Consider the following 24,921-nt stretch of genomic DNA (forward strand, 5'->3'; position numbering starts at 1 on the left):
GAGCGAAGCGATGGCGCTGGTGTATTCGACGAACGGCGGGCGCGTGTGCCCGGACTGCCGCCAGGCGCAGGCCGACTGCCGCTGCAAGGCGCAGGCGGCGAACGCCGTGCTCGGCGACGGCAAGGTGCGGGTGCGTCGCGAGACGGCCGGCCGCAAGGGCAAGGGCGTGACGGTGGTGCTCGGGCTGCCGATGACGGCGGCGGAGCTGACCGAGACCGCCAAGAAGCTCAAGGCCGCCTGCGGCAGCGGCGGCACCGTCAAGGACGGCACGATCGAGATCCAGGGCGACCACCTGGACAAGGTGTTGGCCTGGCTGACGACGGCGGGATTCGCGCCGAAGAAGGCGGGGGGCTGAGGCCTCAAGCACTGGCAGTCGAGTCCGCTCCGCCGACACGCCGCGTCGCGATGGCCTTGAGGAGTTCGGACACGATGTGGCTCGCTTCGCGCTGCCGCAGCAGGCGGAGTTCCTCGTCGTCCGGCACGTCACCCAGTTCGAAGCGGGCCGTCGCGACCGGACCGTCCTTGAGGTAACCCTCGACGCCGACGTCGTCCGCGAAGTGTTGCGCCAGGAGCTGCAGCGCCTCCTCAATGGCCGCCGCATGCCTGCCCGTCAGCGCGCGCATGAACGCGTCGGCCGCGACTTGGAGCGGACGGGCGTGCTCGAGACAGAACACCAGGTCGTGCGCATCCTTGCGCTCCCAGCGTTGGTGGAACGCAAAAGCCTTGAGCGTGGTAAACGCTACCAGGTCCGCGTGCTTGAAGCGTTGCGTCACGATGCCGTTTCCGCCCAGCGTCTCGGCCGTGATCGTCGCTGTCTCGAAGTGATCGAAAACGATCGATGAGTGAGGTACGTTGAGCGCGCTGATGTTGCCCTCGGTGGGCAGCGCTTCGACACGCTTCTGGCCGGGCATGTCGGTCAGGAACTCGAGCCGCAGCAGCGTGCGGCCGGTCCGGACCTCCCACCGCCAGTTGATGCGCTGTTGTCGCTCGTTCAGTCCTCGTTCGAAGCCAAGCTTCTTGAGGTTGTCTTCGAGTGAGCGGTAGGCGTCGACCGTTGCAAGCAGGGCGGTCTCGACGACGACGTCGACATCCTGCGTGCCGGCGTGTTCCGGGACCTCGGGCGGACTGCGCTTGACGAGGTAGCGCGGCGTCAACCCGCCGACCAGGACGACGGAGTCGGCCCAAGGCCCGAGTCCACGCATCAGGGTGACGAGCAGGCGCTCGCAATCGAGGGTGAGATCGGCCGCATAGGCGTCGGCCGTCTGAGGTTTGTTCATGGTGGAGGCTCCTTCGTTCAGAAGCCCAGCACCTGCTCCCGCAAGAAACGGCCAGCATCGGGCGCGCGACCCGGGGCGACCATCAGATCAACGTAGGTCTGCACGGGCGAGGCCAGAAGGACTTCGTCCTTCCGCTGTGCGAAGCGCAGGCCGGAAGGTTCGACCTCGACCACCAGCAGGTTGGCGCCCTGCTGGACTTCGCGGGCGCCCTGCGACTGGCGCAGTCGCTCCAGAGCTTCAGGCGTTGCCCGAACCATCGCGACACTCCAATGGGTCAAGTAAGGCGCGTAGAACTGTGCCGACGCTTCGCCCGTGATGGCGTAGGCGTTTCCGTCAGATCCGGAGCCGTCGGCCATCGCGCTCGCCACGAGATTCAGCAGCTCGTCGCCCTTGCTGCCGGGCACATAGAACTTGCGCATACGTCGGGTGGTAAGTTGGCCTTGCTCATGGGCCACCCAGGCATCCAGCAAGGCGGGCGCGTTCGCCAGCTTGCGGACCTTGGTCGGACCGTTGCCTTGCGAAATGACCCATTCATCTTTCTCCAGATGGGCCAGCAATTTGGACACGCTGGCGGTGGAAATCCCGCTCGCCGTGGACAGTTCGCTGACCGAGCACCATCGGTCCGGAGCCAGCAGCAGCGCGTGGATGACAGGAGTGCGGGCTGGAGAGAACAGCTGAAAACGAGAAGGCCGGATGGTGGGAGGGATCGGGGCCGGGTCGTGATCGACGATGACGTAGATCTCCTTGAAGGGGAGGCGCAACTTTCCGTCGGCGGAGAAGGTCCCCGTCCCGGACTCCAGCAGGAGTTCCCGTGCGCCCGGGGAGATGACATTCGCCACGACGACGACTTGCTGACCCTGTTCTCGCCGGACGAGGAGGTCGCGGGCCTGCTGGGGGTAGACCGCCGACTTCACGTCGACCAGCAGCGTGAGCCTGCGCCCGGCCACAAGGAGGTCGATCGAGGCATCGTGTCCCAAGGATCGCGCCGCCGATCCAGCTTTCACCTGCGACACATGCGGCAGCCGGCCCAACGCCTCGCTGAGTGCAACGACCTTCGCGCGAACGTCGTTGGAGAGTCGCGACTCGCTCATGTTTCGTCTTTGACCGTTATTTCGCAACGAGTAAATAAGCTGAGTATGCGAAATATTGAGTTCCGTTTCAATGGTGCGAGAAGCCCATAGTCGCCAGCGATGCCGCAGCCCCACCCACCCGCCTCGGACGGCCTGGGGCGAATACCGTCACGCGAGTGAGGGGTCGGGTTGCAGACAGTGACGCCAGTTGCGACGTTTGCACGTGCGGCCGGCGGGGCGACGTCCTAAGGTTGCCTCGTCCGGCCCCACCTCCCCGGGGGCCGCGGAGAGCGTCCATGAGTCCTTCCCAGTTCGGTGCGCTCCAGCGCGAGACAGGCTTCCACGGCAGCCCTGCGCATGCTCACGGGCACGGCGGCCGCTACCTGCTGCGGTTCGAGTCGCTCTTCCATTCCGGCCGCGGCCTGTCCTTCCCGTGCGACGAGCGCGGCCAGGTCACGCTCGACCAGCTCAGCGAGCAGGCCCGGGGGAACTACCTCTTCGCGCGTGCCGTCGTCGGTCACGAGTACGCGACGCCGGTGGTCCAGCGCTGCGACGAGCAGTGCCCGTAGGCCTCGAAGCGCGCGACGCGCTTCAACCCGGCGATATCAGGGCGCGGTCTGCGGGACAATCACGCGTTTTCCGATTCCCCACGCACGATCCTGTCATGAGCGACACCACCCGCCCCGAACTGCCCGACCACCTGTCCATCGACCCGCGCAGCCCGCATCACGTCGCCGCCGTGTTCGAGCACGACATCGGCATCCTCTTCAACGGCAAGGAACGCAAGGACGTCGAGGAATACTGCGTCTCCGAAGGCTGGATCCGCGTCCCCGCCGGCAAGACGCTGGACCGCAAGGGCCAGCCGATGATGATCAAGCTCAAGGGCAAGGTCGAAGCGTTCTACAAGTGACCGGCCCATGATCGGTCCATGGCCTGTCCCGGCGAGCCTCAGCTTCTCGGCCAGCTGATCGCCACCCACAGGCCGCCGCCCTCGCGGTGGCCCATCGCGATGCGGCCGCCGTGCGCCTCGGCGATCTCGCGCGCCAGCGCCAGGCCCAGCCCGCTGCCGCCGCGCTTGGTCGAGTAGAACGGCATCAGCGCCTGCGACAGCTGCGCCTCCGTCATGCCGGGGCCGCGGTCGCCGACCTCGATGCGCCAGTCCTCGCGCGCCACGCCGACACCGGCACCGACGCTCAGGCTCACGCCCTCCGGCGCGCTGCCGGACTCATGCGCGTTCTTCAGCAGGTTGATCAGCGCCTGCTCCATTTGCGCCGCGTCGAAGCGACCCGGTGCCGCGGGCAGCTCGCCCGTCAGCGCGAAGGGGTAGTGCGCCCCCAGCGAGTCGACGAAGGGCCGCCATTCGACCGGCGCCAGCACCGGCGCCGGCAGCTTGGCGAAGCTCGCGTAGCCGGCCAGGAACTGGTGCAGGTGTTTCGCCCGGTCGCCAATGCTGGCGAAGACGCCCGGCACGCGCTCGTGCATGCCGCGCCGCGACAACTCCGCGCCGCTGTGCGCCAGCGACGAGATCGGCGCCAGCGAGTTGTTCAGCTCATGGCTGATCACGCGGATCACCCGCTTCCAGCTCGCCACCTCCTGCCGCGACAACTCCCTGGTCATGCGCCGCAGCAGCCGCAACCGGTGCGGCTGACCCTGCAGCCGGAAGTCGCGCATCGACAGGTGGTAGCGCTCTTCCTGCCCGTCCTGCATGACGCTGAACAGGCCGTCCTGGGCGCCCGCGAAGGCCAGGCGAAGATCCTCCGGCGCGTTGGCCAGCAGCTCCTCGAGCCCGCGGCCGGCCAGGCTGCGGCCCTGGTCCATCAACTGCCGCGCGGCGATGTTGGCGTAGGCGATGCGCTCGTTCGCATCGGTCAGCAGCAGGGCCACCGGCGTGTTCTGCACCACCGTGTCCAGCAGCAGCTCGCGTTGCGCGAGGTGACGGCGCTGCTCTCGCAGCGCCAGGCCCAGCTCGCTGTGCAGCCGCGTCAGCGTCGACAGCTCCGACAGGCCGCCGGGCGGATCCGCGGCGATGCCGCTGCCGAACTCGCCGTCGCGGTAGCTGAGCACCGTGCTTTCCAGCGCCCGCAGCAGGCGCGTCAGCGGCATCAGCAGCAGGCTGGCCAGGCCCCAGACGATCGGCAGCATCAGCAGGAAGGTGAGCCCCACCGCGCTCATGCTCCAGGTGCCGGGCGCCTCGTGCCCCATCGATTGCAGCAGCTGCGGCACCGGCCACAAGGTCAGCGTCAGGTGGATGGACACCGCCGCGACCGCCGCCGCGATCAGGCACAGCGCCAGCCGCATGTGCAGCGAGCGATGCCAGCGCGCGTGCCGCTCCTGACGCTCGTCTGGGCGCCCGTCTAGGCGCTTTCCTGGGCGCTGGTCTGGGCGCTCGTCTGGGCGCTCACGTGGGCGCGACGGCGCCTCCTTCATCCCGCGTCCAGCCCGTAACGCTCCATGCGCCGGTACAAGGCCTGGCGCGACAAGCCGAGCGACTGCGCCGCCCGGCTGACCACGCCCGAGGCGGACGCCAGCGCGGCGACCACGGCCTCGCGGCTGGGCTCGTCGAGGTTGCGCGAAGCCAGCAGCGCGGTCAGCGGCGAGGCGGCCGGCAGCGCCAGGTCCTGCTCGCCGATCACGCGGTCCGGCGCCAGCAAGGCGGCGCGCTCGATGGCGTTCTTCAGCTCGCGGACGTTGCCCGGCCAGGGATGCGCCATCAGCGCCTCGCGTGCGCCGTCGCTCAAGGTCGCGCGGCCGGCGAGGAAATGCTCCGCCAGCGGCAGGATGTCGGGCACGCGCTCGGCCAGCCCCGGGAGGGCGACCTCGATCACGTTGAGCCGGTAGTACAGGTCCTCGCGGAAGGTGCCGGCGCGCACCATCGCGCGCAGGTCGGCGTTGGTCGCCGAGATCACGCGCACCGTCGTCTGCCGCGAACGGCTCGAGCCCAGGCGCTCGAAACGTCCCGTCTCCAGCACGCGCAGCAGCTTGACCTGGCCGGCCAGCGGCAGGTTGCCGATCTCGTCGAGGAACAGGGTGCCGCCGTCGGCGGTCTCGAAACGGCCCTCGCGCGCCCGCGCCGCACCGGTGAAGGCGCCGCTCTCGGCGCCGAAGAGTTCGGCCTCGATCAGTTCGCCCGGCAGCGCGCCGCAGTTGATCGCGACGAAGGGACCGTCGGCCACCGCCGAGTTGGCATGCACGATCGCCGCGACCCGTTCCTTGCCGCTGCCGTTCGGGCCGGTGACCAGCACCGGCGCCGCCGAGCGCGCCACCTGGCATGCGAGCTCCAGGCAGCGCAGCAGCGCTGGCGATTCGACCACCAGACCGTCGAGCCGGTAGCGCTCGCGCAGCGCGTCACGGCGCTGGCGCTGCTCGTGCCGGCTCTCGCGCAGCGCGCGGCCGTTCTCGGCCAACTCCAGCAGGTTCTCGACCGTCGCCAGCAGCTTGGTGTCGTCCCAGGGCTTGGCGAGGTAGTCCGCCGCGCCGGCCTTCACCAGCGCCACCGCCTGCTCCAGCTGCGTCCACGCCGTCAGCAGGATGATGGGCAGGTCGGGATGGCGTCCGCGCAGCTGCTGGAAGAGCGCGCGACCTTCCTCGCCCGAGGTCGTGTCGGCGCTGAAGTTCATGTCCTGGATCACCAGGTCGACGCGGCGCTGCGCCAGCAGCGCCAGGCCCTCGGCCGGCGAGGCCGCGTAGAGCGGCTCGATGTCGTGCAGCGAGAGCAGCAGCGACAGCGCCTCGCCCACACCGGCGTGGTCATCGATGATCAGGACGGTTCTCATTGGAGGCGCAGCATAAGACGGAAAACGGCGCCCCCGGGGGAACGGGGGCGCCGGAGAACATCGCGCCGGCGGTCAACCGCCGCGCAGCGCGGCCACCGGCGGCAGCGCCGCGGCCCGGCGAGCCGGTGCGAACACCGCGATCTGCCCCAGCGCCCACAGCACCAGCGCTCCGATCGGCAGGTAGACGAAGGGCAGGCGCGGCAGCTCGTAGCTGCGCATCAGCAGCAGGCTGATGCCGTACGCGCCGACCATGCCCAGCACGATGCCCACGGTCGTCAGCAGCAGGTTCTCGGTCTGGAAGTAGCGCAGGATCTGCCCGCGCGTGGCGCCCAGCGCGCGTCGCGTGCCGATCATCCGCGTGCGCTGCTGCACCCAGAAGCTGGCCAGGCCGACGATGCCGAAGGCCGTCACCACCAGCAGCCCGACGCAGACGCCGGCCAGCAGCTGGATCATCGAGCGGTCCTGGCGGTAGTAGTCGTTGCGCTGCTTGATGAAGGTCTCCTGCTCGCGGATGACGCGGCGCAGGCCCGGGCTGTTGCCCAGCAGCTTCTCTCCCGCGGCCTTCAGCACGGCCTCGGGATTGGCGCCGGGCGCGACGCGGATCATGAAGGTGCCGCCGCGGAAGCTCGGCTGCACCGGCATCAGCATCGTGTGCAGCGCGTTCTCGTCCTGCGAGCCCGGGCTCGGCGAGGCCAGGCTCTCCACCACGCCGACGATGCGCTGGGGCTCGTTGCCGTAGACGTAGATGGCCTTGCCCAGCGCGGACTGGCCGGGGAACAGACGCTCCGCCATGCGCTTGTTGATGATCGCCGCCGGCACGCGCGGGTCGGGATTGGTGTCCAGGGTCGATCCCATCACGAATTCGTCCGGCTGGAAGTCGCGGCCCTCCACCAGGCGCAGTCCCATCGTCGAGATGAAGCCCGGTCCTGCCGTGTAGTGCCCGGCCACGACACGGCTGGAGGTGTTCCGGTCCGCGGTCAGGCGCACGCTGGAGTTGTTGGAGTTGCGGCCGAACGGGTACTGGTTGGTCAGGCTGGCCGACACCACGCCCGGCACCTGGCGCAGCGCCACGAGGTCGGCCTGCGTCTGCGGCTCGGGGTTCTCGACCCGCGCCATGCTCGACAGCGAAAGCACGACCAGGCTGTCCTCGGCCATGCCGGTGGGGGCGTAGATGCGCTCGATGCGCTGGGCGATGAGGAACAGCGCGTTGCAGACGATCGCGCAGGTCAGCGCGATCTGCAGCACGATGAGCCCGGCGGCGGTCTTGTGACGCTTGAGCGTCGAGAGGATGGGCAGGATGTCCATGGGGCGGTCTCCTTGACTCGTCGGTGGTGCGGCGGCGCGTCGATGCGGCGGCGTGTCGGTGCGGCAGCGCGTCAGTGCGTCATTGCGTCTTGAGCTGGATGGCGGGCGTGATCTGGCACGCGCGCCAGGCGGGCAGCAGGCCGGCCATCACGCTGGCGGCCAGCGACACGCCCAGCGTGGTCGCCAGCATCTCCCAGTCCAGCTGCGCGAGCTGGGCGTAGTCCGACGGGTTCTGCCGCACCACCCACAGCCCGACCCAGGTCAGCGCCAGGCCCAGCAGGCCGCCCACCAGGCCCAGCGTGCCGGCCTCGACGAGGAACTGCAGGAAGATCTGCCGACGCGGCGCGCCCAGCGCGCGGCGCACGCCGATCTCGCCGCTGCGGCGCAGGCACTTGGCCAGCAGCAGGCCCACGGTGTTGGTCAGGCAGACGACCAGGAAGCCGAACGCCAGCCACACCTGCAGCTTGATGTCGCTGGGCACGACCTTGTTCAGGCTGAGCCAGTCCATCACCGCACTGAGTTTCGGATTGGACGGGCGCTCGAAACGGCCGGCCTCGCGCTGCTGGTCGGAGTACTGCGTCAGGTAGGTCCGGTACTCCGCCACCTGCTGGGGCGTGTCCAGCTGGACCCAGTACTGCAGCCAGGCGCAGGGGGTGTTGAGCGCTCGCGGATCCTGGCCGTTGGTGTCGCCCCAGCAACTCATGTTGCCGGCGCCTCCGAAACGCAGGCCGAGCGAGGTGGACAGCGGGATGTAGGCGTCGGCCGGCTTGGCGTAGGCGCCCAGCGTCAGGTCGAAGAAGTGCGGCGCGGGCCGCCACGGCTTGAGCACGCCGACGATGGTGAAGTCCTTGTCGCGCAGCCGCAGCGTCTTGCCGCGGCTGTCGACGCCGCCGAAGAGCTTGTCGTTGAGCTCGTTCGAGATCACCGTCACGCGCGCCTCGGCGCCGTCGTCCGCCGCCGTCCAGCCGTTGCCGAACTTGAAGGGCGTCTCGAACATCGGGAAGAAGTCGGCCGACGTGAATCGCGCCCCGGTGAAGAACGGCGGCTGCGACGCGTCGCCCGAGCCGGCCGGATCGATCGCCAGGAACGCCCCGGTCATCATCACCTGGTGCACGCCGCGCCTGGCGCGCAGCAGCGACTCCGCATCGAAGCGGGTCAGCTGCAGCACGGGCTCGTCGCCCGGCTTCCAGTCGCGCTTGGATTCGGCGTCGAGCTGCACGTTGAACAGCCGGCCGCTCTTGCCCGGGATCGGGTCGCCGGACATGACGTGGAACACCGTCAGCGTCGTCATGCAGGCGGCCACGCCCATCGCGATCGACAGCAGCATCAGCGCCGTCAGGCCGCGGTGGCTGCGCATGGCGCGCAGGGCGAGTTCGAGGTAGTAGGTCAGCATGGGGAGTCCTCTCTCATCTCACGGCTTGACGGACGACGCCGTCGTCGTCGATGCGGCCGCCCGGGTCGGTGCGGCCGATGTGACCGGTGCGGCCGAGGCGGGCGTCGGCGCGGCGCCCAGCAAGGTGTTCACCGAGGCCAGCTCGGGTTCGCCGAGCGCGCCAGCCGCCTGCTGCAGCAGCAGCTTCGACAGCACGTAGCGGTGGCGCGCCTGTTCCCAGGCGTTGCGGGCGTTGCTCTGCGTCTGGATCGCCAGCAGCAGGTCGGTCATCGTGCGCAGGCCCAGGTCGAGGCCGCTGCGCGTCGAGGCCAGCGCCTTCTCCGCCGCCTGCACCGCCGCGCCGGCCGTGCGCATCTGGCTCAGCGCGGACAGCACGGCCTGGTACTGCGCCTGGGTCTCGCGCGTCATGGACCGGCGCGCGGTCTCGAGGTCGTCGCGCAGCTGCTCGCGCTGGTAGATCGCCTGGCGCTTCTGCGACTCGGTCGCGCCGCCGGCGAAGATCGGGATCGTCAGCCGCAGGCCGACGGTGGTCGTGTAGCGGCCCGCGTCCTGCGGCGCGACGGCCGGGCCCGACAGCCGCTGGCCGTCCAGGCCGGCGCTCAGCGTCGGCAGGTGCGCGGCGCGCGCGGCGGCGACGCGCTGGTCGCCGGCGTTCACCGCCAGCGCGGCCGCCTGCAGCGACGGGTTGTCGCGCAGCGCCTGCGTCACCCAGGCCTCGGGGTCGGCCGGATCGGGCATCAGCATCGCCAGGTCGGGCGCGAGCGGCTTGAGCTCGCCCGGCATGCGGCCGGTGATCTGCGCCAGCGCCTGGCGCGCGTCCAGCAGGTCCTCGCGCACCGACGCGGTGTTGCCGCGGGCCAGCTCGTAGTACGCGCGGCCCTGCTCGACGTCCAGCGACGCGGACAGCTGGGCGTCGAAGCGCGACTGCGCCTGCGCGACCTGCTGGCCGTACACGTCCTCGATCGCCTGCGCGGTCTGCAGCGTGGCCTGTGCGGTCAGCACGCCGAAGTAGGCGCGGGCGACGCGGGCGCACAGGTCGGCCTCGGCGGCGCGCACGCGGGCGTCCTCGGCGCTGACCAGCGTCTTGGCCGCATCCCAGCTGCGCAGCCGGCTCAGGTCGACGAGGACCTGGTTCAGGCTGTGCGTCAGCTGGTGCTGGCGGCCGTCGTCGCGGACGTGCGATTCGCTCAGTTGCGCGGTCCACTGCGGGAGCAGTTGCGCGCGGGCCTGGACGGCGAGTTCCTGCTGCTCGCCGCGCACCGCGCGGGCGCCGGCCAGCAGCGGGTCGGCGGCGCGGGCCTGGGCGTAGATCTCGAGCAGGTCCTCGGCGGCGGCCGGCAGGCAGCAGCCGGCGCAGAGCAGGACCACCGCGAGCGCCGGCAGGCGCGCCATCGCCGACAGCATCGAACGCGCCGGCTGCGCGGGGGCCGACGCGCGCAGGGCACCCGCCGACGCCGTGACGCGCCGCGAAGGGAAGGGCAGTCTCATGGTCGGAGCGCGGCTCAGGCCGAGGTCGGCGTGGAGGGGGTTGTGGGGGTGGTGGGCGTGGTCGGCGTGAAGGGCTTGGCGGCGCGCAGCAGCTCGGCGTCCATGTGGAGCTCGGCGGCGATGTCGACGACCTGGCCGTCGATCACGTGCACGTTGCGCTGCGCGCGCGCGGCGAGCTGCGGATCGTGGGTGACCATGACGATGGTGGCGCCGTCGCGGTGCAGTTCCTCCAGCAGGTCCATGACGCTGCGCGCCATCGCGCTGTCGAGGTTGCCGGTCGGTTCGTCGGCGAGCAGCAGGCGCGGCGAGCCGGCCAGCGCGCGGGCGATGGCCACGCGCTGCTGCTGGCCGCCGGACAGCTCGGCGGGGTAGTGGCGCTCGCGCGCCGACAGGCCCACGCGGGCCAGCGCGTCGCGGGCGCGCTGCTGGCGCTCGGCGGTCTTCATGCCGCGGTAGCGCAGCGGGACCTCGATGTTGTCCAGCACGTTCAGGTCGGGGATCAGGTTGAAGGCCTGGAAGATGAAGCCGATCTTCTCGTTGCGCATGCGCGAGCGCTGCGTGTCGTCCATGCCGCTGACGTCCACGCCGTCGAGCTGGTAGCGACCGCCGGTGAAGGCTTCGAGCAGGCCGGCGATGGTGAGGAAGGTCGTCTTGCCCGAGCCCGACGGGCCGGTCACCGCGACGAACTCGCCTTCGCGCACGTCCAGGTTGAACTCGCGCAGGGCGTAGGTCTCGATCATTTCGGTGCGGTAGACCTTGGAGAGCGATTGCATCTTCAGCATGAGGTTCCTCGCGGGCGTTGAAGGGGGAGCGTTCGTTGAAGGGAAGAAGGGGCGGGCGGCGGCATCACGGACTCAGGGTCACGCGCTCGGCACCCTCGAAGACCTGCGTGCCGGAGACGATGACCTGCTCGCCGGGCTGGAGGCCTTCCAGGATCTCGACCTTGGACAGGCTCTGCGCGCCCAGGCGGATCGGGCGCTTGACCGCCTGGCCGTCCTGCACGACGTAGGCGAAACGGCCGCCGCCGTCCTCGACGAAGCTGCCGCGCGCGACGGTCAGCACCTTGTCGCGGCGGTCCAATAGCACGCGCACCGACAGGCGCTGGTTCTGGCGCAGTTGATCCGGCGTGGCGCCGTCGAAACGCAGGCGGGCGGCGACCTCGTTGTTCACGACCTCGGGCGAGACCGTGCTCACCAGGCCCTTCCACTGCCGGCCGTTGCCGGAGATCTCGCCCGGCATGCCGATGGCGAGGTCGCGGGCGAAGCTTTCGGGCACCTGCATCTGCACTTCCAGCGCGCTCAGGTCGACGACGGTGAGCAGGCCCGCGCCGGCGGCGACGTTGGCGCGTTCGGCCACCAGCAGCTGGCCGACCTGGCCGTCCACCGGCGAGTGCAGGTCGAGTTCCGCGACCTGGCGCTCCAGGTCCTTCACCAGCAGCTGCTGGCGCTGCAGCGCCTGCTGCTTGGACTGGAGCTCGAACTTGAGGCTGTCGTCCTTGAGGCCCAGGCCGGCCTGCGCGTGCGCGGCGGTGATGCGGGCCTTCTCCATCGCGTCGCGGGCCTTCTCGACCTGCATGCCGGCGACGGCGCCGGCCTCGAAGGCCTTGGTCTGGCGCTCGAGGTCGTTGCGCGCGGTCTGGAGGTCGATCGCGGCGTTCTCGTAGGCGGAGCGCAGGGCGGCGCGCTGCTCGCGGCCGTCGACCTCGGCGCGCAGGGCCTCGGTGCGCAGCGCGTCGGCGTTGCTCTGCTCCTGCGCGAGCTTGGCGCGCAGGTCGGGGCTGTCGATGACGCCGAGCAGCTGGTTCTTGGCGACCTTGTCGCCGGCCTTGACCTTGAGCACCAGATTGCCGCCGTGCAGCGCGTAGACGGTGGGGCTCATCGCGGCGACGACCTTGCCCTCGCCGGCGACGTCGCGCACCAGCGGGCCGATCTCCACCGGGGCGACGGACAGGCGTTGCAGGCTGACCGAGTTGCCGCTGCCCAGCATCCGTTGCACGGCGGGCGCGGCGGCGAAGGCGGCGATCAGCAGGCCCGCGCCGGCCAGCGCCAGCCAGAGGCGGCGGCGTCCATGGGGGCGGGCGAGGGGAACGTCCTGTCCGGAGGTGTCGCGAATCATGAGGTGTCCGAGTGCGGCGTCGTGTGAGAACTGCCGCACTTGTTCGCAAGCCCCGTGCCAGGCTGCGATTCCTCAGAATCCCGTGTCAGATCAATAACTTGCCGTCACCGAGCGCTGCCCGTCGAGTGTCCGCGGACACTCGAACGGACACTTGGACGGACAGCCGGACGGACAGTGTCCGGACGGCCTTACTTCGCGAAGCTGTCCCGCAGCCCGGTGATCTTGTTGAACACCGGCGCGCCCGCGCGGTGGTCGACGCGATCGGCGACGAAGTAGCCGTGGCGCTCGAACTGGACCTTGGTGTCCGGCGCGACGTCCTTCAGCGACGGCTCCAGATAACCGGTCGTCACGCGCTTGGACGCCGGATTCAGCAGCTCCAGGAAATCGCGGTCGCCGGCATCGGGCTGGGCTTCGGTGAACAGGCGGTCGTACAGGCGCAGCTCGGTGGCGACGCCTTCATGCGCGCCGATCCAGGTGATGACGCCCTTGACCTTGACGGCGTCCGCGCCGGGCGTGCCGCTCTTGGTGTCCGGGACCAGCTTCGCAAGCACCGCGGTGATGGTGCCGTCGGCGTCCTTCTCGCAGCCGGTGCACTCGATGATGTAGCCGTACTTCAGGCGCGCCTTGTTGCCGGGGAACAGGCGGTGGTAGCCCTTGGACGGGACTTCCATGAAGTCCTCGCGCTCGATCCACAGCTCGGGGCCGAGGCTGAACGCGCGCGTGCCGAGCTCCGGCACATGCGGGTGGGCCGGCGCCGAGCAGGGCTCGCGGTGTTCGGCCGAGCCGAAGATCTCGGCGTAGTTCTCGAGCTTGAGCTTGACCGGATCCAGCACCGCCATCGCGCGGGCGGCCTGGCCCTCGAGGTCGGCGCGCAGGTAGCCGTCCAGCACCGAATACTCGATCCAGGCGTTGGTCTTGGACGCGCCGGTGCTCTCGACCATCGCGCGGATGGCGGCCGGCGTGTAGCCGCGGCGGCGCATGCCGACCAGCGTGGGCATGCGCGGGTCGTCCCAACCGTCGACGTGGCCCTCGTCGACCAGCTGGCGCAGCTTGCGCTTGCTGGTGACGACGTAGGTCAGGTTCAGCCGGCCGAATTCATACTGGTGCGGCAGCGGACGGGCGAGCAGGCCGCCTTCGGCCAGGTGCTCGACCAGCCAGTCGTAGAACGGGCGCTGGTCCTCGAACTCCAGCGTGCAGACGCTGTGCGTGATGCATTCCAGCGCGTCCTCGATCGGATGCGCGTAGGTGTACATCGGGTAGATGCACCACTGGTCGCCGGTGTTGTGGTGCGTCGCGCGGCGGATGCGGTACAGCGCCGGGTCGCGCAGGTTGATGTTGGGCGACGCCATGTCGATCTTGGCGCGCAGCACCATCGCGCCGTCCGGGTGCTTGCCGTCGCGCATCTCGCGCAGGCGGCCCAGGTGATGCTCGGGCGGCAGGTCGCGGAAGGGGCTGTTCTTGCCCGGCGTGCCGAAGTCGCCGCGGTTGGCGCGCATGTCCTCGGCGGACTGCTCGTCGACGTAGGCCAGGCCTTGCGACACCAGGTATTCGGCGCCCCGGTACATCAGGTCGAAGTAGTTGCTGGCGTAGTAGAGGTGGCTGGTCGCCTGGCCGCCCGCGTCGGCGGCGTCCCAGCGCCAGCCCAGCCACGCGACCATCTCCTTGATCGCGTCGACGTATTCCTGCTCTTCCTTCTCCGGGTTGGTGTCGTCGAAGCGCAGGTGGCAGATGCCGCCGTAGTCGCGCGCCAGGCCGAAGTTCAGGCAGATCGCCTTGGCGTGCCCGATGTGCAGGTAGCCGTTCGGTTCGGGCGGGAAGCGGGTGCGGATCTTCGCCGGGTCCAGCGGGCCGGCGGCGTGGTGCGCCGCGTCGCCCGGGCTGCCGCCGAAGTGGCGCGCCGGCTGGAAGCCCTGTTCCAGGTCGCGCTCGATGATCGCGCGCAGGAAGTTGCTGGGCTTGACGGCGGCGTCCGTCTTGTCGGGCGCGTGCGCGCCGGCGGTCTTGTCGTGGCTGGACATCGATGGGTGAAGTCTCGAGGAGAGGTCAGGGATTCTACGTGGGCCCGGCGGCGTCACCCTCTGGCGTGGATGTTCGGCGGACGTCGCCCGCGGCGGGGTCGGGCGATGTCCTGCTGGCTCGTTTGAGGCAGGGACTTGCCCGGATGGGCCGGCGAGGCGCGGGTCATCGCGAACATCGGAGCCATGGAGGCGAACGGGCGACTCTTGAAGACTCTCGGGGTTCAACCGACAACCGAAGACACGCTCATGCGACCTCCCGAATCCGCCGTCCCGCCTGCTCCCGTTCCTGCTCCCGCTCCTGTTCCTGCTCCTGCTCCTGCTCCTGCTCCTGCTCCTGTCGCTACTTCAGCGCGCGGCGCACCCCGGCGCCGCCTCGCCGACGACAGCGACGATCAGGCCCCGGCCCAGGTCTCGCGCGACGAGACCGAGGCCGAGCCACCCCTGGCCGAATCGCAAGCCTCCGTCATCGCCGAAGACGTATCGCAGGACGCGGGTCACGACGCCGCGGCGGTGATCGCTGGCTGCGCCGAGGGAGCGACCGGGAAGTCCGCGGCCGCGATGGTGGCGTGGCTGGTGGGCGCCACCTTGACCGCAGGCTCGGCGACCTTCCTGGCCGGAGGCTCGGACCGCGGCGGCTCGCCGCCGCCGCCCAACACGGAGCCTCTGCCTGAGCCGAAGCCCGAGCGACTGCCGAGACCGAAGCCGGAGCCGGAGCCAAGACCTGACCCTGTGCCGGAGCCGAAGCCCGTGCCCGTGCCAGATACCAAGCCTGAGCCCACACCGGAGCCGAAGCCTGAGACCACGCCAGAACCAAAGCCCGATCTCACGCCGGAGCCGAAGCCCGAGCCCACGCCAGAACCAAAGCCCGAGCTCACGCCGGAACCGAAGCCGGAGACGACACCGCAGCCGAAGCCGGACTCGACGCCGCAGCCGCAGCCCGATCCGAAACCGGCGCGCGACGACGCGCCGCCGGCTGCACTCGACGTCCATCTGTTGCACGACACCGGCGTGCCCGGCGATCTCATCACCCACGATGCGCGTGTGCAGGTGTCGGGCCTGGAAGCCGGGGCGCACTGGGAGTCCAGCCGGGACGGCAGGACGTGGACGGCGAGAACGGGGGACACGATCGCGGCCGCCGAGTTTGCCGGCGATGGGAACAAGCGCGTGCAGGTCAGGCAGATCGACGCGGCGGGCCACGTGGGTCCCGAAGCGACCTTGAGCTTCCGTCTGGACACCACGATCGCGGATCCGACAGCGACCTTGAGGAGCGCGGCCCGCGACCACTACCCGCTCGCTGACGAGGTCGACTTTCACGCGGGAACCGCCGTCAACCGGGACACCTGGCTTCAACTCGGTCTCGAGGACCGGGCGCGCTGGACGTACAGCATCAACGGCGGGCAGGACCATGTCCCTGGCGAGGGCGACCGCCTCAACCTGGATGTGCTGGAAGGCGAAGGGCGGCAGGAGGTCCGGATCCGGCAGCAGGACGAGGCCGGCAACTGGAGTCGCGACACCGTTCTCGAACTGACGGTGGACAACACGGCGCCCGTCGTGACGGCGACCTACTCGCCGGCGATCGCGACGTCGCGCGGCGTCTCCGGGAAAGTCCAGTCCTACGATTTCCAGGCCGACGAGGACGCGCAGATCGTGTTCGTTCCGGTGGGCGCCGTGCATGGGGAGACGCCGCAGAGCCATCTGGCGGGATGGCAGGGCAAGGGCTTGCTGGCCGCCGGGGCGCAGACCACCGTGGAGCCGATGTGGCGGGAACAGCCCGCCAACGCCATGTACGTCGTGCTGGCGGTGGACAAGGCGGGCAACGTCTCATTCGTGCCGATGAGCGGGGCCGATGGATCAGCGGGGAGAGCGGGGTCAGCGGGGTCAGCGGGGACAGCGCCCGCCGCGGTCGCGCTCGACGCGGGTGGGCAGTTCGTCGAGAACCACGTCGCCACCGCGACGCCGGATCCGCTCGACGGTCGCTCGATCGCGCGATCGACTTGGCTCGCGGACCATCTCTACGGCAGCGACCGGTCGGACGTCTTCAGCTGGCGCAGCCGCGCCGGGTCCCCGTCGCAGCAGGTCGACTGGATCCACGGCTACAGCAGGGCGCAGGGCGACGTCATCGAGGTGGTCCACGTTCCGGCGAACGGGGGCTCGTCGGGAGAACTCGGCAACTACCTGCGCAAGGAGGTGCTGGCCGACGGCACCTTGTCGCTGTGGATCGACCACGACGGCAAGGGCGAGACCTTCCCGGGCAACTTCGACCAGCAGATCCTGGTGACGTCGCAGGCCGGTACCGAGCTGCTGCTCCGGCTCGGGCTGACCGGCGCGCCGGTCGTGATCTGAGGGCGCTCACATCGCCCGGAAGAGATGCCCGTACATCCGGCTCACCGCCAGCTTCTCCGGCCGGTGGCGCAGCCGCAGGGTGAGCTTGCCGGTGTCGTCGCGCTGGACGCGCTCGATCGCGTCCACGTGCACGATGTGCCCGCGGTGCACCTGCCAGAAGCGGTTCGCGTCGAGCTGCGGGAGCAGCTCGCGCAGCGAGATCCGCACCAGGTACTCCTGGTCGGCGGTCATCACGCGGACGTACTTGTCCGCGGCCTCCAGGTAGACGACGTCGTCGACCGGCACCAGGAGGATGGACTCGCCGACGCCCACCTGCAGATGTCGCAGCGGCGCCGACGCGCCCCCGGTCGCACTGGTCGCGCCGGTCGCACTGGTCGCGCCGGTCGCGCCGGCGGTGGCGAACGTGGCGGCCGCGGCGTTGGCCGTCGAGGCGCCGGACGTCGCGCTCGTGCCGACGCCGAGCAGGCCGCGCAGTTGCTCGATCGCCGATTCCAGCGCCGCCGGCGGCTGCTGCCGCTGCGCGAGCGCGGTCTTCAACCGTGAGACCGTCTGCGCGAGCCGCTCGCGCTGCACCGGCTTGAGCACGTAGTCGACCGCCGCGCGGTCGAAGGCCTGCAGCGCGAACTGGTCATAGGCGGTCACGAAGACCAGCAGCGGGAACGGCGCACCGCCGGCGGCCGTGTCCTCCCAGTCGTCGGCGAGCTGCGCGGCCGCTTCCAGGCCGGTCATGCCCGGCATGCGGATGTCGAGGAAGCAGACCTCCGGCCGGTGCCGCAGCGCCAGCGTCACGGCTTCCTCGCCGTGCGTGGCCATCGCGACGACTTCCAGGTCGGGCCAGAGCGCCTTCAGTTCCTGGCGCAGGTGCGCGGCCAGCAGTTCTTCGTCTTCGGCGATCAGGGCGGTGGGCATGGGTACTCCTCCAAGGGGTTCGTATCGATTCAGCGCGTGGCGCGGGACGTGGGGCCAGGTGTTGACGCCGCCCCCGACGCCGCCCCCGACGCCATCCCCGACGTCGACGCCAAGGCCGACGCGGGCGAAGGCATCGGCATGCGGATCCGCGCCCGCGTGCCGCCGCCCGCCGGGCGGGACAGGTCCAGGCGCGAGAGCTCCAGCCGCGCCTGTGGCCCGCAGGCGACGGCCAGGCGGTCGCGGACCTGCACCGTGCCGAAGCCGCTGTCCGGCGAGCGCGCCGCCTCGGCGTCGAAGCCCGCGCCGTCGTCCTCGACGTCCAGCCACAGCTGGCCGTCGGCCTCGGCCGCCCGCACCCGTAGCGTGCCGCCGCCGACGTGCGGCTCCAGGCCGTGCTTGATGGCGTTCTCCACCAGCGGCTGCAGCAGCAGCGGCGGCACCGGCGCCTCGCGCAGGGACTCGGGCAGCTCGAACTCGAAGCGCAGCCGCGACCCCATCCGGACCTGCATCAGCGCCAGGTAGTCGGCCAGGCGGGCGAACTCGTCCTTCAGCGGATGGCGCTCGGCGCGGGAGGCCGACAGCGTCGCGCGCAGGAAGGCGATCAGGTGGTCCAGCATCGCCTGCGCGCGGTCCGCGTCCATGCCGATCAGCACCCGCAGGTTGGCCAGCGTGTTGAACAGCATGTGCGGCTCGAGCTGCGATTCGAGCAGCCGCAACTGCGTCTCGGCGGCCTGGCGGCGGAGCGTCTCCGCGCGCGCCTCGGCGGCGGCGATGCGGTGGCGGGACAGGAAGAACAGCGTCGCGCCGAAGCCGGGGATCAGCGCGATCACCATCACGCTGAGCACGCGGCGCAAGGGGCTGGAGAGCAGGCTCTTCTCCTGCAGGCCCGTCACCATGTTGCCGGCCTCCACGCCCAGGCTGTAGCCGACCAGGGTGCCCAGCACCAGGCACAGCACCATCAGCGGCCAGCCCGGCCAGTCGAAGGGCTCGGCCGGCGCGCGGCCGAAGCCGGCCAGCAGCCGCCAGCGGAGCCAGCCCAGCCCGTAGCGCAGCAGGTTGATGCTGGCGGCGCAGAACAGCGAGATGAAGAAGCAGTAGATCAGCGTCGGGCGCAGGGGCTGGTTGAAGATGGCCACCAGCGACAGGGAGACCACCACCGTCAGCGTCAGCACGATGAGCACATGCCGTGCGATCCAGCGCATGGGCGGGGAGAGGGACAGGGGGGTCATGGGGGAGGAGTGTCGCGCAGGCTCAGGCGGTGATGGCGTCGGACGCCTGGGGACGGTGGGACAGGATGTTGATCGCCCGGCCCAGGAAGGCGCCGCTGAACAGGCCGAAGGCGGCGCTGAAGGCGATGGCATAGACGATGTTGTGGGCGTAGTCGGGGTGCAGCGCCAGGCTCATGCCGGAGGCGAACTTCAGCACGAAGATGCCCAGCATCAGCATCATCGGGACCCAGCTGCCGGGGACGATGAAGCGGCGGCTGTCGGCGTCGTAGCGCACGTTGCCGGGCCAGCGCAGGGCGCGCAGCGTCAGCACGCCGGCGACGATGCCGAGCAGCCAGGCTAGGCCCGCCAGGCCGTCCAGGCCGAAGCTCTTCTCCACGCCCCAGACGCCGAACACCAGCCACAGCGCCGGCAGCACGACCAGGCGCTTGGCGCGCATCGCGGTGGTGCTGGTCTGCTTGAGGCCGAAGTACAGGATCACCACGAGGATCGCCCAGACGAAACCGGGGATGTGGGACAGGATCTGAAGCGGGGTGGGGTGCATGGTGGGCTCCGTGGGCGGGGTGTTGTCGATGGGGTCGACTGTCGTCGTGCCTGCTCGGAGCGGCCACGGGATTGCGATGAGGCGTCCGGTTCCGGCGCGAACGGTGGCCGGGAGGCGTGAACTGCGACGGCCGCTGGCCCTCACCCCCACCCTCTCCCGCAAGCGGGAGAGGGAGTCCGACCGGCTCGACTCGCAGCACCTGCGCTTCTTACCCCCTCGCCCGCCTGCGGGAGAGCCACCCTTCTTACTCCCTCTCCCGCTTGCGGGAGAGGGTGGGGGTGAGGGCCAGCGGCGGTGGCAGTACGGCGGCCCTCTTACTCCCTCTCCCGCTTGCGGGAGAGGGTGGGGGTGAGGGCCAGCGGCGGTGGCAGTACGGCAGCCCTCTTACTCCCTCTCCCGCCTGCGGGAGAGGGTGGGGGTGAGGGCCAGCGGCGGTGGCAGCACGGCAGCCCGTGCGTCAGTAGAAGTACGGCGACCGCTTCGCCCACTCCGACTTCGGGTACAGCCGGTGCAGCGTCTGGAACATGGCCTTGGACTGCGCGCTGTTGTCCTTGTCCACGCAGCCGCCCTTGGTCGACTGGATGCCGACGTACAGCAGCCAGGGCAGGTCCGCCGGGCGGTCCGGGCGCTTGCTCTCGGCCAGCACCCACTTCGCATAGGCGCCCGTGGCGGATCCCATCGCGCCCAAGGCCGCGCGTTCCTTCGCCACCGTCTCGGCGGACGGCCACCCCGTCGCCGGTCCGGGAATCGGATGTTCCCGATCCCATTCCGGCTTCTCGCTGTCAGCGCCCTGATCCAGGCGGCACCAGGTCCCGGCCGTCGCGTCCTTCGGATCGTCCGGCTTCTGACCGACCAGCATCATGTTCGCGCCCAAGCCCATGTCCACCTGGGCGGTCAGCCCGCTCCGCGTGATCGAGGCGCGCCACAGCGCCGCCCGCCGCGCCTCCGGCGTCGTCGCCTTCAGGTAGGGACCCACCAGCGCGTCCCCTTCCGCCTTCGGCAGCAGACCGGCCAGCGTCGTCGCCGCGGACCGGGCCAGTTCAGCTTGATCGAGCACGTCCGCCCGCCACCAGAGCCCGAACGCCAGCGCCGCCCGCAGCTTGTCCGGCACGGTCTTCGATCCGATCACCGCCGGCCAGTCGGCCACGCTGAAGCGTTTCACCAGCAGCGTGGCGCCGTCCTCGTCCAGCGCCCGCGTCGTGGGCGCCGGAAAGTCGTAGGGATACACGGTGTCGCCCTGCGAATACCGCGACCAGGCGCCGCTCTCGCGCGCCAGCCAGGGAACGGCCTCCGCCGGCGTGCGCGCCAGCCGCAGCGCTTCCTCGGCCGCCAGGTTGCGCGCGGTCGGCGTCGGACCGGCCGGCGCGGTCAAGGCCGCCAGCTGCGTCCGCGCCCGGTCGACGTCGCCCGCCTCGCGCAGCAGGCGGACCTGCTGCATCCGCACGGTCCGCCAGCCCGGATGCGTCGCCGGCACCTTGTCCGCCGCCGCCTGGATCGCCTTCCAGGTCGAAGCGTCCTTCGCCAGCGTCTTCCCGTTGGCGCAGACCAGCGTCGGGATCAGCCACAGCACGCTGTCCTGTTGGGCCTTCCAGCGCGTGAGCGGCGTCGCGCCGGTGCTCTCCGGCGTCTTCACCGCGACTGAGCTGCCGTTCATGCAGCCGCGCAACGCATAGATCCAATCGAACACCGGCAGCGCCCGCACGACCGATTCGCGCGCCGCGAGGTCCTTGGGCGTGCCCTCGTCCAGCCAGTGGTCCGAGATCCGCGCCCAGTCCGCCAGCGCCTGCGCCGGCGGGGCCTTGTCCAGCACCGCCAGCTCGCGGGTGAGTTGGCTCAGCCGCTTCTCCGGCTCGCTGCGCGCCCGGACCAGGTTCAGCAGGTCGTCCGCGGCGCGCCGCTGCACGGCCCAGTCCGCATGCGTGCCGATGAAGGCGGCCAGGGGCTGGAGCTTGCCCAGCAGCGCGGGCGGCAGCTTCTGCGGGCCGTAGTCGCCCTCGTCGCGCGGCGTCAGCGTGACCTGCCGCAGCACCGTGCGCATCCGCGCGAGCGCAGCCCAGGCCTGCCAGGGATGGGCGTTGTCGGCGGCGATCTGCGCGAAGCCGGTCTCCGCCGTGATCCAGTCGCTGGCATAGAAGGCCGAGGCCGCGCGCTGGTAGTCGCGCGCCTGGCGCCAGTGCAGCGGCTCGCTGGCCGGCAGCGCCTCGATCGACGGTCGCGGTTCTGGCGTCTGCTTCGCGGTGGCGGCCGTCCGGCCGGGCGGTTCCGCCGTGCATTGCGCGAAGACCCGGTCCTGGCCGTCGATCCAGTCCTTGAGCCGGGACGGCGTGGCGTCCGGCCGCTGACGCAAGGCGGCCAGGGTCTCCACCGCGAAGGCGTACGCGCCGTCGGGGCAGTTCAGGAACTCCTCGTAGGACTTCTCGTCCGCCGCCCGCATGGAGCCGGGGCGCCAGCGCGGCGCGTCGGCCACGAGCTTCTGGCGCGCGGCCAGCCAGGCGGCGATCGGCGGATGCTTTTCCGACTCGTAGTTCGACGGGCTGTAGCTCGACGTGCAGCAGGCCTTGTCCAGCCACTCGCCGGCGATCGGCACCAGCGGGCGTTTCGCATCGGCGCCGGCGATCGCGCGCCAGGCCGTGTACAGCATCGGCCGCGAGTAGCTGGGCAGCACCGTCCCCAGCTCGCCCTGGACGTAGCGGTCGAGCCGCACCTCGGTCCGGCTGGACGACACGAAGTCGTCGCCGCCGTCGAAGCCGCTCCCCCAGGCGGGAACCCATCCGCCGCCTGCCAGCAGCAGCGCGATCGCGGTCGCGGTCGCGCGCACGCTGGAGCTCGTCGCCGTGTTCAGCGCCGCGTTCATCGTCGTTTTCATCGTCGCTTTCATCGCCGTGTCGATCGCCGTGTCGATCGCCGTGTCGTTGGCCCTGTCCATCGTCTTCCTCCCTGTCATCGTGATGAGGGCGCAACGCCCCAGATGCTTGCCTCGGTCGCCGCCGGCCACTCGGTGGCCCGGCCGCGCGCGAGGTTGAACCAGTACCGCTTGGGCCAGCGCCGCTGCCAGTCGGCCGGCGGCGTGTCCTGCGGCGAGAAGCCGGCCGCCTCGTTGCGGCAGCGCGGGTGCAGGGCCGCGGCGCCGGCGGCCAGTTCGCGCTGCCAGCGCGCGCTGTCGACGCCGAGCCGGAAGAACATCGGCACGACCTCGTCCGCGACGATCGGATCGATCCAGGCCTTGCTGCGACATTGCCAGGCGAGCAGCGTCACCGACAGCCGCGTCGACGTCGGCAGCGCAGCGCGCAGGCGTTTCACCAGCGCGTGATAGCTGTCGCGCTGAGAGGGCACGGCCTCGAAGTCCAGCTGCACCCAGCCGCTGGTGGAGCGCCGCGCGGCGGTCAGCACCCGCTGTTCGATCGCGGCCTGCTGGCGTTCGTTGAGCGCGCGGCCCGGCGAGGCGTCGGCACCGCGGCCGTCATACAGCTCGCCGGCGGGCACCAGTCGGCGCAATTGCGGCAGCGGATCCACATGGACGACCGGCGTCACCGGGCGATCGCCCGGCGGGGGCAGGCCTTGCCGCCGGGGGCGCTCCTCGATGCCGTCCGGCGTCAGGCGCATCTGCGTCACCGTCACGGCCCAGGCCGTGGCGTTGGACGGCGGCGCGTGGTGATCCCAGACCCAGGCGATGTCCGAGGGCATGGGGCCAGGCCTTGCGGATGTGGCTGCCGGGACGGCGGCGGAGCGGGTGACCCTGGCGGGCTCGGCCGCCCAGGCGGCCGGCGCCGTCAGCTCAACGGCGGCGCTTAGACCCGCCGCCCAGCAGGCTGCCCAGCACGCCACGGACGATCTCCCGACCCACCGACGATCCGATGCTGCGCAGCGCCGACTTGGCCGCCGTTTCCGCCAGCCCCTCGTGACGACCGCCGCGCGGCCCCGTGCTGCCGAACAGCACGTCCTTCAGTCCACCGAGCAGGCCGCCGCCCTCGTCCTGCGCGGGCGCCGGCGCAGGCGCACCGCCGCGGCCCGTCGTCGGCGCGCGGCGCAGGGCCTGGTCCGCCTCGTCGGCCATCGAACCGGCCCCGGCCCCGCCGCGCGGCGAACCCGCCTGCGACGGCTGCGGCGCCGCGTCGGTCGTCGTGGCCGCACGGCCGGTCAGCTTTTCATAGGCCGACTCGCGATCGACGTGTTTCTCGTAGACCCCCGCGACCAGCGATCCGGCGATCAAGGCCTTGCGCTGCTCCGGCGTGATCGGCCCGATCTGGCTGCCCGGCGGCAGCACGAAGACGCGCTCCGTGATCGCGGGTCGGCCCTTCTCGTCGAGCAGGCTGATCAGCGCCTCGCCGACACCCAGTTCGGTGATGGCCATCGCGATGTCCAGCCCCGGCTTCGGACGCATCGTGTCCGCCGCCGCCTTGACCGCCTTCTGGTCGCGCGGCGTGAACGCGCGCAGCGCGTGCTGCACCCGGTTGCCGAGCTGCCCCAGCACCGTGTCCGGGATGTCCAGCGGGTTCTGCGTCACGAAGTAGACGCCCACGCCCTTGGACCGCACCAGCCGCACCACCAGCTCGATCCGTTCCACCAGCGCCGCGGGCGCGTCCTTGAACAGCAGGTGGGCCTCGTCGAAGAAGAACACCAGCTTGGGCTTGTCCAGGTCGCCGACCTCGGGCAGCGCCTCGAACAGCTCCGACAGCATCCACAGCAGGAAGGTCGCGTACAGCCGAGGCGCCGCCATCAGCTTGTCCGCCGCCAGGATGTTGATGACCCCGAGTCCATCCGACGTTTGCATGAAGTCGTGGATGTCGAGCATCGGCTCGCCGAAGAACTTGTCGCCGCCCTGCGCCTCGATCTGCAGCAGTCCGCGCTGGATCGCGCCGACGCTGGCCGCCGAGACGTTGCCGTACTGCGTCGTGAACTCGCTGGCGTTGTCGCCGACGTGCTGCAGCATCGCGCGCAGGTCCTTCAGGTCCAGCAGCGCCAGGCCGTGGTCGTCGGCGATCTTGAACACCATCTGGAGCACGCCGCCCTGCGTCTCGTTGAGCCCCAGCATCCGCGACAGCAGCAGCGGGCCCATGTCGGAGACCGTGGCGCGCACCGGGTGGCCCTGCTCGCCGAACACGTCCCAGAGCGTCGTCGGGCAGGCGATGGGCGTCGGCGGCTCGAAGCCGCGTTCCTTCAGCACCGCCAGCAGCTTGGTCGACGGCGCGCCGGCCTGCGAGATGCCGGTCAGGTCGCCCTTGACGTCCGCCATGAAGACCGGGACGCCCATCTGGCTGAACGATTCCGCCAGTTTCTGCAGACTGATGGTCTTGCCCGTGCCGGTCGCGCCGGTGATCAGGCCGTGACGGTTGGCCAACGCGGGCAACAGCTGGCACTCGATGTCGCCGTGGCGGGCCAGCAGGATCGGGTCGGCCATGCGGAAGTCTCCAGAGGCAAAAAAGCTAAAATCGCAGTCTAACGAAGCAACCACCGCGCCGC

Annotated in this window: 20 protein-coding genes; 4 read left to right on the forward strand and 16 right to left on the reverse strand. The window is 70.7% G+C overall.

Annotation, left to right across the window (positions count from 1 at the left end; all coding sequences use genetic code 11):
- Positions 1 to 10: 10 nt before the first annotated feature.
- Positions 11 to 355 (forward strand): translation initiation factor Sui1, encoded by a 345-nt coding sequence (locus tag AC07O8_RS11785; protein WP_495048206.1) that lies wholly within the window; start codon positions 11 to 13, stop codon positions 353 to 355.
- A 4-nt stretch (positions 356 to 359) separates the two neighbouring features.
- Here AC07O8_RS11785 and AC07O8_RS11790 read toward each other — a convergent pair whose 3' ends face one another.
- Entirely contained in the window at positions 360 to 1,277 is a 918-nt protein-coding gene (locus tag AC07O8_RS11790) for an antitoxin (protein WP_495048207.1), read from the reverse strand.
- Between the two features lie 17 nt (positions 1,278 to 1,294).
- Positions 1,295 to 2,368 (reverse strand): MarR family transcriptional regulator, encoded by a 1,074-nt coding sequence (locus AC07O8_RS11795; protein ID WP_495048208.1) that lies wholly within the window; start codon positions 2,366 to 2,368, stop codon positions 1,295 to 1,297.
- A 275-nt stretch (positions 2,369 to 2,643) separates the two neighbouring features.
- Here AC07O8_RS11795 and AC07O8_RS11800 point away from each other — a divergent pair, with 275 nt between their 5' ends.
- Both AC07O8_RS11800 and AC07O8_RS11805 read left to right on the forward strand, forming a co-directional pair.
- Complete coding sequence (locus tag AC07O8_RS11800; RefSeq protein WP_495048209.1) at positions 2,644 to 2,916, forward strand: hypothetical protein; 273 nt, start codon at positions 2,644 to 2,646, stop codon at positions 2,914 to 2,916.
- A gap of 95 nt (positions 2,917 to 3,011) precedes the next feature.
- Positions 3,012 to 3,257, forward strand: a complete 246-nt coding sequence (locus AC07O8_RS11805) for a DUF3297 family protein (RefSeq protein WP_431102299.1) — start codon at positions 3,012 to 3,014, stop codon at positions 3,255 to 3,257.
- Positions 3,258 to 3,295: 38 nt separating this feature from the next.
- Here the strand turns inward: AC07O8_RS11805 and AC07O8_RS11810 are convergent, their stop codons facing one another.
- From AC07O8_RS11810 to AC07O8_RS11845, 8 genes are all read right to left on the reverse strand, one after another.
- Positions 3,296 to 4,645: a sensor histidine kinase gene (locus tag AC07O8_RS11810; protein ID WP_495048210.1), complete on the reverse strand. Its 1,350-nt coding sequence runs from the start codon at positions 4,643 to 4,645 to the stop codon at positions 3,296 to 3,298.
- A gap of 125 nt (positions 4,646 to 4,770) precedes the next feature.
- Complete coding sequence (locus AC07O8_RS11815) at positions 4,771 to 6,120, reverse strand: sigma-54-dependent transcriptional regulator (protein ID WP_495048211.1); 1,350 nt, start codon at positions 6,118 to 6,120, stop codon at positions 4,771 to 4,773.
- Between the two features lie 72 nt (positions 6,121 to 6,192).
- Complete coding sequence (locus AC07O8_RS11820; RefSeq protein WP_495048212.1) at positions 6,193 to 7,425, reverse strand: ABC transporter permease; 1,233 nt, start codon at positions 7,423 to 7,425, stop codon at positions 6,193 to 6,195.
- Between the two features lie 79 nt (positions 7,426 to 7,504).
- Positions 7,505 to 8,818 carry an ABC transporter permease gene (locus AC07O8_RS11825; RefSeq protein ID WP_495048213.1) on the reverse strand — a complete coding sequence of 438 codons (1,314 nt, stop codon included), beginning with the start codon at positions 8,816 to 8,818 and terminating at the stop codon, positions 7,505 to 7,507.
- Positions 8,819 to 8,836: 18 nt separating this feature from the next.
- Positions 8,837 to 10,306 (reverse strand): TolC family outer membrane protein, encoded by a 1,470-nt coding sequence (locus tag AC07O8_RS11830; RefSeq protein WP_495048214.1) that lies wholly within the window; start codon positions 10,304 to 10,306, stop codon positions 8,837 to 8,839.
- 14 nt (positions 10,307 to 10,320) lie between these two features.
- Positions 10,321 to 11,088 (reverse strand): ABC transporter ATP-binding protein, encoded by a 768-nt coding sequence (locus tag AC07O8_RS11835; protein ID WP_495048215.1) that lies wholly within the window; start codon positions 11,086 to 11,088, stop codon positions 10,321 to 10,323.
- A gap of 64 nt (positions 11,089 to 11,152) precedes the next feature.
- On the reverse strand, positions 11,153 to 12,421 hold the full coding sequence (locus tag AC07O8_RS11840; protein WP_495048216.1) for an efflux RND transporter periplasmic adaptor subunit: 1,269 nt from the start codon (positions 12,419 to 12,421) through the stop codon (positions 11,153 to 11,155).
- 188 nt (positions 12,422 to 12,609) lie between these two features.
- Positions 12,610 to 14,439 carry a glutamine--tRNA ligase/YqeY domain fusion protein gene (locus AC07O8_RS11845; protein ID WP_495048217.1) on the reverse strand — a complete coding sequence of 610 codons (1,830 nt, stop codon included), beginning with the start codon at positions 14,437 to 14,439 and terminating at the stop codon, positions 12,610 to 12,612.
- A gap of 747 nt (positions 14,440 to 15,186) precedes the next feature.
- Between AC07O8_RS11845 and AC07O8_RS11850 the strand changes: the two genes are divergently transcribed.
- Positions 15,187 to 16,782 carry a hypothetical protein gene (locus AC07O8_RS11850; RefSeq protein ID WP_495048218.1) on the forward strand — a complete coding sequence of 532 codons (1,596 nt, stop codon included), beginning with the start codon at positions 15,187 to 15,189 and terminating at the stop codon, positions 16,780 to 16,782.
- Between the two features lie 6 nt (positions 16,783 to 16,788).
- On the opposite strand, the gene AC07O8_RS11855 is transcribed toward AC07O8_RS11850, so the two are convergent.
- The 6 genes from AC07O8_RS11855 to AC07O8_RS11880 all read right to left on the reverse strand — a co-directional run bounded on the left by AC07O8_RS11855 (position 16,789) and on the right by AC07O8_RS11880 (position 24,859).
- Positions 16,789 to 17,691 (reverse strand): LytR/AlgR family response regulator transcription factor, encoded by a 903-nt coding sequence (locus AC07O8_RS11855; RefSeq protein ID WP_495048219.1) that lies wholly within the window; start codon positions 17,689 to 17,691, stop codon positions 16,789 to 16,791.
- A 29-nt stretch (positions 17,692 to 17,720) separates the two neighbouring features.
- Positions 17,721 to 18,920: a sensor histidine kinase gene (locus tag AC07O8_RS11860; protein ID WP_495048220.1), complete on the reverse strand. Its 1,200-nt coding sequence runs from the start codon at positions 18,918 to 18,920 to the stop codon at positions 17,721 to 17,723.
- 22 nt (positions 18,921 to 18,942) lie between these two features.
- On the reverse strand, positions 18,943 to 19,461 hold the full coding sequence (locus AC07O8_RS11865) for a DUF6622 family protein (protein ID WP_495048221.1): 519 nt from the start codon (positions 19,459 to 19,461) through the stop codon (positions 18,943 to 18,945).
- A gap of 457 nt (positions 19,462 to 19,918) precedes the next feature.
- Positions 19,919 to 22,387, reverse strand: a complete 2,469-nt coding sequence (locus AC07O8_RS11870; RefSeq protein ID WP_495048222.1) for a hypothetical protein — start codon at positions 22,385 to 22,387, stop codon at positions 19,919 to 19,921.
- A gap of 14 nt (positions 22,388 to 22,401) precedes the next feature.
- Entirely contained in the window at positions 22,402 to 23,145 is a 744-nt protein-coding gene (locus AC07O8_RS11875; protein WP_495048223.1) for a hypothetical protein, read from the reverse strand.
- Positions 23,146 to 23,236: 91 nt separating this feature from the next.
- The gene (locus AC07O8_RS11880) at positions 23,237 to 24,859 is read right to left on the reverse strand and encodes a helicase HerA-like C-terminal domain-containing protein (RefSeq protein WP_495048224.1); all 1,623 of its coding nucleotides are present in this window, start codon (positions 24,857 to 24,859) and stop codon (positions 23,237 to 23,239) included.
- Positions 24,860 to 24,921: the final 62 nt, after the last annotated feature.

This window comes from Roseateles sp. GW821-FHT09G09 (assembly GCF_059415965.1).